Source organism: Acinetobacter pittii (genome assembly GCF_022449185.1).
Classification (GTDB): Bacteria; Pseudomonadota; Gammaproteobacteria; order Pseudomonadales; family Moraxellaceae; genus Acinetobacter; species Acinetobacter pittii_I.
Genome location: NZ_JAKUKO010000013.1, coordinates 23,266 through 29,583, shown reverse-complemented (window position 1 = coordinate 29,583; position 6,318 = coordinate 23,266). Strand labels below are relative to the sequence as shown.

Here is a 6,318-nt window from a genome sequence, read left to right as displayed (position 1 = left end):
AATCTCTTAAAAGTCAACAGGTAATTTCGATATTTTTAAAACTTATCTCTCAAACCAACTTACCATCAAATTCATCACTTAAAGCAATCAACTTAATCACAAGTAACTGTTTTTCAACAAGTTTCTATCTGCATCACCGCCGATGGATGTGCATTATAGATCATCCCAACTCCTTTGCAACCCCTTTTTTAAATCAATATCACCAACTGGATACTTTTTAAGCTTTTTGGCCACTTTTAGATGAGATATTAAACTTTTTTTACATTATCAACTTCATGTAGAATAGATTATTCGTGCAATAGTTTGGCATTAACTCACCATGTGGCAGTTCGCTAAAAAAGTATTTGTTTGCATACTTGTAGTGCTTGCTACGAGTGGGCCTTGTTATGCCAATTCAAAACATAATTTCTATGTACTTACTTTATCTATCCTAAGCTACAGTAAGTGGGAGAATGTAAATACTCCTACTCTTTGTGTGATTGATAACCCTTCTATTACATCTACTTTTCAATCTTACATCCAGCAAATGTCTTATAATTATCGCGTTCAAACTGTAAATGCGAAAGATTTTGCTCGGTCACATTGTCAGGCTGTCTATTTTTCTAGTACTTCTCCGCAGCAACAACAAAACCTTATTCAAAACTATCCTTATCATTCTTTACTTTCTTTAAGTGTTAATAATTCAGAGTGCGAGATAGGAAGTATCTTTTGTTTATATACTCAGAATAATTACACTACCTTTAAAGTTAACTTAGATGCTTTAAGTCACTCCAAAGTTCATATTGATCCGAGAGTATTACTCTTGGCTAAGAATGCGGAGTAAGGATCATGATATCGAAGTTGTATCAGTCTACTTCACTGCACGCTTTATTTAGAAAATCTCAATTTACTATTTTTGCTATTACTTTTTTTATTTGCTCTTTTACGTTTGTCTCAATTTCCGTTTTTACTATGGAAACTTATGCCAAACAGAATTTGCAATTGCTTAGTCATACTCTATTAGAGCGTATTCAGCCCGCAGTTGTGTTTAATGATAAAATTACAATAGAGCAGATTTTGAATGAGTACACGAATGATCATTCAATTCGTACTATTCATATTTATGATTCAGAGCACCATCTGATCGCCCAAAGTTTTAAATTATCAAGTCAAACTTCAATTTTAGAAGGATGGTTTGATCACTGGTTTTTAAATGAGCCTGTTCATCTTACAATTTATCATCACGAGCAAAATGTAGGTGAACTTACACTTTTTGGTAGCTCTGAAAAAATATTGCAATTCCTAAAAATGATTATGGTAGGGCTTGCGATTGCAATGTTGTTTATTGTTTGTGCTTTATGGTGGTCTGTAAACTTAACTTATCGTCAAATTATGCAGGCTATTTACCCACTTACTAATATTGCTCAAATTGTAAGTGAACAAAAAGCTTATAATCTTCGCTTCCCTTATAATCGAATTAAAGAATTTCAAGATTTAAATACCGTTTTTAACGAGTTACTTGAAGAAATTCAAATATGGGATAACCAGCTACAAAAGGAAAATCGTAAATTATCCTTTCAGGCTCATCACGACCAACTCACCTTATTACCTAATAGACATTATTTTTACCAAATCCTTTTAGACATGTTTGAAGATAAAGGGTTTGATAATAAGTCTGCATTATTATTTATAGATAACAATAACTTCAAAGCAATTAATGACCAATTTGGCCATTTAGCTGGCGATGAAGTTTTAAAAGAAATGGCAAATCGCCTGCAAACTCGTTTGCGTCATCAAGATTTTATTGCACGGTTAGGCGGTGATGAATTTGCTGTCATTTTGCATTCCATTAGTCATGCTGATCATTTAATATCTATTGCTGAAAATTTACTCGAAAGCTGTAAAGAACCATTGCATCTAAATGGTCAAACCATTTACTTCAGTTTCAGTGTAGGTATTGCTTTATCACAATTTGCATCTAGCCCCGAAGATTTCATTATGCAAGCAGATCAAGCAATGTATAAGGCTAAAAATTCGGATGAACACTGGTTTATCTATAAACCTGAAAATTAAATTTAGGCTAATCTATGAATACAAGATCTTTAAAACTCTCTTTTATTGCATTGCTATGCATTACTCTTGCAGGGTGCCTGAGTTTTGGTCCATTAAAATATCGTCAAGTAAAATTGCTCAAAAAAGAAGGTTTCGTTCTTACTGATGAAGGCTGGACTTTAGGTTTACCAGAACGCTTGTTATTTGACTTTAATAATGCACAGTTAAAACAAAGTCATGAAGCTGAGTTAGTACGTCTGGCAAATCAACTGAATAAATATGACCTAAATAAATTGAAAATTGTTGGTCATACTGATGATGTTGGTGATGCTACATATAACCAAAAGTTATCTGAAGAGCGTGCACAAAGTGTGGCAAACCTTTTCTTAACACGTGGATTTAAAAAAGAAAACATCTACGTGATTGGCCGTGGTTCAACGCAACCTTATGTGCCAAATACAACCACTGAAAACCGTGCCATTAACCGACGTGTTGCGATTGTCGTTATTCCATAAGTAAATTTAACTCATAAAAAAGCCAATCCTCTGTGATTGGCTTTTTTATTTTAAACTAGCTCAATAATATCAATGGTTGGTGGCACTCTGAAACGCAAAGGAATTCCAACCATTCCTGTGCCAACGGTAACAAAGACATCCGCATGCTCGTGAGAGTAAAATCCACGCTTATGACCTAAAATTGATACTTTTTTCATAATATAGTTGGTCAACCATGGAAGCTCTACCTGCCCTCCATGTGTATGTCCAGATAACATTAATGGTCGATTCGGTAATTTAGGGACCATATCTACCGTATCGGGATTATGAGATAAAATTAACCAAGGCTTATCTTGCGGTAAATCTGGCATAGAGCGCATATCGGTTTTGCCTGCCCAGAGGTCACCAATACCAATCAAACGGAACTCATCAAAATCAACTATCTTCCCTTCAATATCAACAACTTCATTATAAAATAGGGCATCTTTTAATAATTGTTGAATTGGAGGGCCAGGATATTGCTCATCATGGTTTCCAGGAACTGAATATACAGGCGCCTGAATTTCTTTTAAAATACTTAACTCTTCAATTAATCTATCTTCTGGCTCATATGTCCAATCACCAGCGACTACCACTAAATCAGGTTGCTGTTCATTTAATTTTCTAACTATGGTTTTGAGCTGACGTTCATGTCCTGAAAATAAACCAATATGTAAATCTGCAATTAAGGCTACTTTTACTGGCTTATCAAAACTACGATCCGGATTTAAGCGATATTGATGAGTATCGACACGGACTAAATGAGGTTCGATAAATCGGGCGTAAATTAACACGCCACTTAAGAAAAAGATGAAAATACCTTGATGAATTGAATAGTAACCAATCCAAGCAGCATATAAATTAAAAAACCAGAGAGGAATAAGTAGATAAGAGAGATAAAATGCGAGTAGATGTACAAAAGCTTTAAATGGATGAATCGTCTCGGTTCGTGATTGATGAATCCAAGCCTCAGAAATCCCCCATAGAGCAAGTATTGAAAAAATAAAGTAAAAACAAAAAATGATTGAATTTGGATTCCACATTACGACTCTCGACTTATCTTATATTGATTGCTAGTAATCAAATTCAATATTTATCTTTCAATATGCACGAATTATACTCTAGCTCACCTTATCGTATGTATTGATTATGGCACAATCCTTTCCTTCCAAACAGCTTCAAACGAATCAACAAGCTAAAGGCTTTTTGATAAAAGCCTCTATAGTCCTATGTTCAAGTTTTGCTGTGGGTTTGACAGGATGTAGTACTCTGCCAAAACATGGTGTTGAGCCAGTACAATATGCAAAAGATATTGATACCTCTGAGACTTCACTTGCCAAAATTATTACACCTTTACGCCAGCAAAATCCAAAGTTAACGGGTTTCCATGTGCTAAATGATCCGCTGGAGGCTCTAGCGGCTCGACTTAGATTAATTGATAAAGCCGAAAAGACTTTAGATTTACAATATTACATTTGGGATAATGACAAAGTTGGTGCTTTAGCCTTGCACGCGATTATTCGCGCAGCTGATCGAGGTGTAAAAGTCCGACTTCTTATTGATGACAATAATGCAAAAAAAATGGAAGGGATTTTACTGGCCCTTTCTCAGCATAAAAATATTGAAGTTAAGCTTTTTAACCCCTACCGTTTCCGCAAATACCGTGCGATGGATATGGTGCTGGATTTAAAACGTATCAATCGTCGTATGCACAATAAAAGCTTTATTGCCGACAATGAGGTTGCTCTTATTGGCGGGCGCAACATGACCAATCAATATTACAATGTAAGCGATAGCTATCAGTTTTCTGATGTCGATGTAATGTTAGTAGGCGCTGCTGTTGATGATATCGTAAATTCGTTTGATGATTACTGGAATCATGAATATGCATATTCAGTTCAAAGTATCGTAAGTCCTGAGCAGCACCGTTTACGCTATGAAGGCTTAAAAGAACAACTTGAAGCACACTATCAACAAGCTACCGTTCAAAACTTTTTAAATTTAACTGCAAAATCTCATGCATTTGATCAATGGTTAAATCACAATATTCAATTTGATTGGGTCAAAGCAGAAGTCGTAAAAGACTCACCTGATAAAATCAAATCGAAAGCTAAGAAAGAAGAACACCTCAATTTCCAGTTAATTAATCATTTGGAAAAACCAGAAAGTAACGTTGACTTAATCTCTGCTTATTTTATTCCTGAAAAACAAGGCGCTAAAATTTTAAGTACGCTTGCAAAAGAAGGTGTTGCTGTTCGAGTTTTAACGAATTCTTTTAAAGCAAATGACGTTGCTGTTGTACATGCCTTTTATGGAAAGTACCGAAAAGAGCTGCTTAAAAACGGCGTACAACTCTATGAATTTTTACCGACACCCGATAAAAAAGATTTAAATAAAAATACGGATGAGCTTGCCACTAAAGCTAAAGTAAATATGAAAGGTTTAAGCCGATCAAGTTTGCATACTAAACTTATGGCATTAGATGAGCAGGTTTTTATTGGTTCATTTAACTTTGATCCGCGCTCAGCTTACTTAAATACTGAAATTGGTGTGATTTTAGATAGCCCATCACTGGCTAAGACGATTCACCATACAATGGATGAAAATTTAAATAAGTATGCTTATAAATTAAAGCTCGACACTAACAATCATATTTACTGGCAGCAAGAAACTCCAAATGGTCCTGTAATTTATAGACAGGAACCTGAGATGAAATGGTGGCAAAAAGCAGGCATGAAATTTCTTTCATGGCTGCCACTTGAAGGCTTTATGTAATTATTTTTTTGGCTTAAGTACTTTTTGATGTAGTTGAGCCAAACCTTCTACCATTTTTTCTTGAACTTCGCGCGTTAAACTTTTGACGTCATGCCCTTCCACTGAAATAGGAGGCAAAGTTAACAGATGAGCTGTTACTTTAGGCATTTCAAGTACGCGTTGAATATGTTCGGCAAATGTCATGTCACCAATAAATGGCGCAACTGTATCTAGTTCCCCATCGCGATTTACATAACAAATCAAACAAACCTGTACTGGACGCTGTGCTTCAATCGCTGCTCCTAGTAATCGTCCATGTACTTTTTTAACAGAATGTCCATCTGTAGTTGTGGCTTCAGGGAAAAATAATACGGGAATATTCTGTTTTAAAAATTCAGCAATTTGCTCACGAATTCTGACGGAATCGCCAGATCCACGCTTAATAAATAACGTTCCACCACTTTTGGCTAAGTTTCCAAGAATAGGCCAATTTTCAATTTCAGCTTTAGCCAGAAAGAAAACTCGTGCACCAGAACCTAGAACCGCAACATCTAGCCAAGAAATATGATTACTTACCCATAAAGCTGGTTCTCTAGGAATTGTGCCATGTACTTCTATATCTAAATTGAAAACCTGACATAAACGGCGGCAAAAGTATTGGACATAACGTGTATTAACAGGATTATTAGGATCTTTATAAAGCCCATGTCGATAGACTAGATAAAAACCTTCACTAATTGCGGCCGTGGCAGAAGTGACCTTTTTTCCGTATAAACCTATTTTTGATAATTTCTTTAACGTTGAATTAACTATACTTTGCGTTTGAGCCATAAAATTTCACTAACGATTAATCATTGTTATACCCATCTCAAGTCATTCTATACGTTTCATAATAAACTTGCATTGACGATAGAGAGCGGCAAATAAAATAAATCTGAACACTAGACTAATCTCATATAACTAATCTAAAGGATAAGAACAAACGCTTTCCCCTTTTGCT

General features: G+C 35.3%; 7 protein-coding genes. 5 read left to right on the top strand and 2 right to left on the bottom strand.

Annotation, left to right across the window (positions count from 1 at the left end):
• The 4 genes from MKX14_RS18150 to psaB form a co-directional block, all read left to right on the top strand.
• The coding region (locus MKX14_RS18150; protein ID WP_240283147.1) for a hypothetical protein at positions 1-221 on the top strand (221 nt) is incomplete at its 5' end.
• 98 nt (positions 222-319) lie between these two features.
• Positions 320-823 carry a YfiR family protein gene (locus MKX14_RS18145; RefSeq protein ID WP_005074852.1) on the top strand — a complete coding sequence of 168 codons (504 nt, stop codon included), beginning with the start codon at positions 320-322 and terminating at the stop codon, positions 821-823.
• A gap of 5 nt (positions 824-828) precedes the next feature.
• Entirely contained in the window at positions 829-2,052 is a 1,224-nt protein-coding gene (locus MKX14_RS18140) for a diguanylate cyclase domain-containing protein (protein ID WP_005065229.1), read from the top strand.
• A gap of 14 nt (positions 2,053-2,066) precedes the next feature.
• Positions 2,067-2,546, top strand: coding sequence for an OmpA family protein (gene psaB, locus MKX14_RS18135; RefSeq protein WP_240283146.1), 480 nt, complete (start codon positions 2,067-2,069; stop codon positions 2,544-2,546).
• A gap of 50 nt (positions 2,547-2,596) precedes the next feature.
• Here psaB and MKX14_RS18130 read toward each other — a convergent pair whose 3' ends face one another.
• The gene (locus MKX14_RS18130; protein WP_240283145.1) at positions 2,597-3,607 is read right to left on the bottom strand and encodes a metallophosphoesterase; all 1,011 of its coding nucleotides are present in this window, start codon (positions 3,605-3,607) and stop codon (positions 2,597-2,599) included.
• 106 nt (positions 3,608-3,713) lie between these two features.
• Here MKX14_RS18130 and plD point away from each other — a divergent pair, with 106 nt between their 5' ends.
• Positions 3,714-5,339 (top strand): phospholipase D family protein, encoded by a 1,626-nt coding sequence (gene plD / locus MKX14_RS18125; RefSeq protein WP_108010145.1) that lies wholly within the window; start codon positions 3,714-3,716, stop codon positions 5,337-5,339.
• Here the strand turns inward: plD and plsC are convergent, their stop codons facing one another.
• Positions 5,340-6,149 (bottom strand): lysophospholipid acyltransferase family protein, encoded by an 810-nt coding sequence (gene plsC / locus MKX14_RS18120; protein WP_240283144.1) that lies wholly within the window; start codon positions 6,147-6,149, stop codon positions 5,340-5,342.
• Positions 6,150-6,318 lie beyond the last annotated feature (169 nt).

Excerpts from the sequence above, each read along its gene's own strand:
- MKX14_RS18145 (WP_005074852.1), top strand. The coding sequence starts at position 320 with ATGTGGCAGTTCGCTAAAAAAGTATTTGTTTGCATACTTGTAGTGCTT.
- MKX14_RS18140 (WP_005065229.1), top strand. The coding sequence starts at position 829 with ATGATATCGAAGTTGTATCAGTCTACTTCACTGCACGCTTTATTTAGA.
- psaB (WP_240283146.1), top strand. The coding sequence starts at position 2,067 with ATGAATACAAGATCTTTAAAACTCTCTTTTATTGCATTGCTATGCATT.
- MKX14_RS18130 (WP_240283145.1), bottom strand. The coding sequence starts at position 3,607 with ATGTGGAATCCAAATTCAATCATTTTTTGTTTTTACTTTATTTTTTCA.
- plD (WP_108010145.1), top strand. The coding sequence starts at position 3,714 with ATGGCACAATCCTTTCCTTCCAAACAGCTTCAAACGAATCAACAAGCT.
- plsC (WP_240283144.1), bottom strand. The coding sequence starts at position 6,149 with ATGGCTCAAACGCAAAGTATAGTTAATTCAACGTTAAAGAAATTATCA.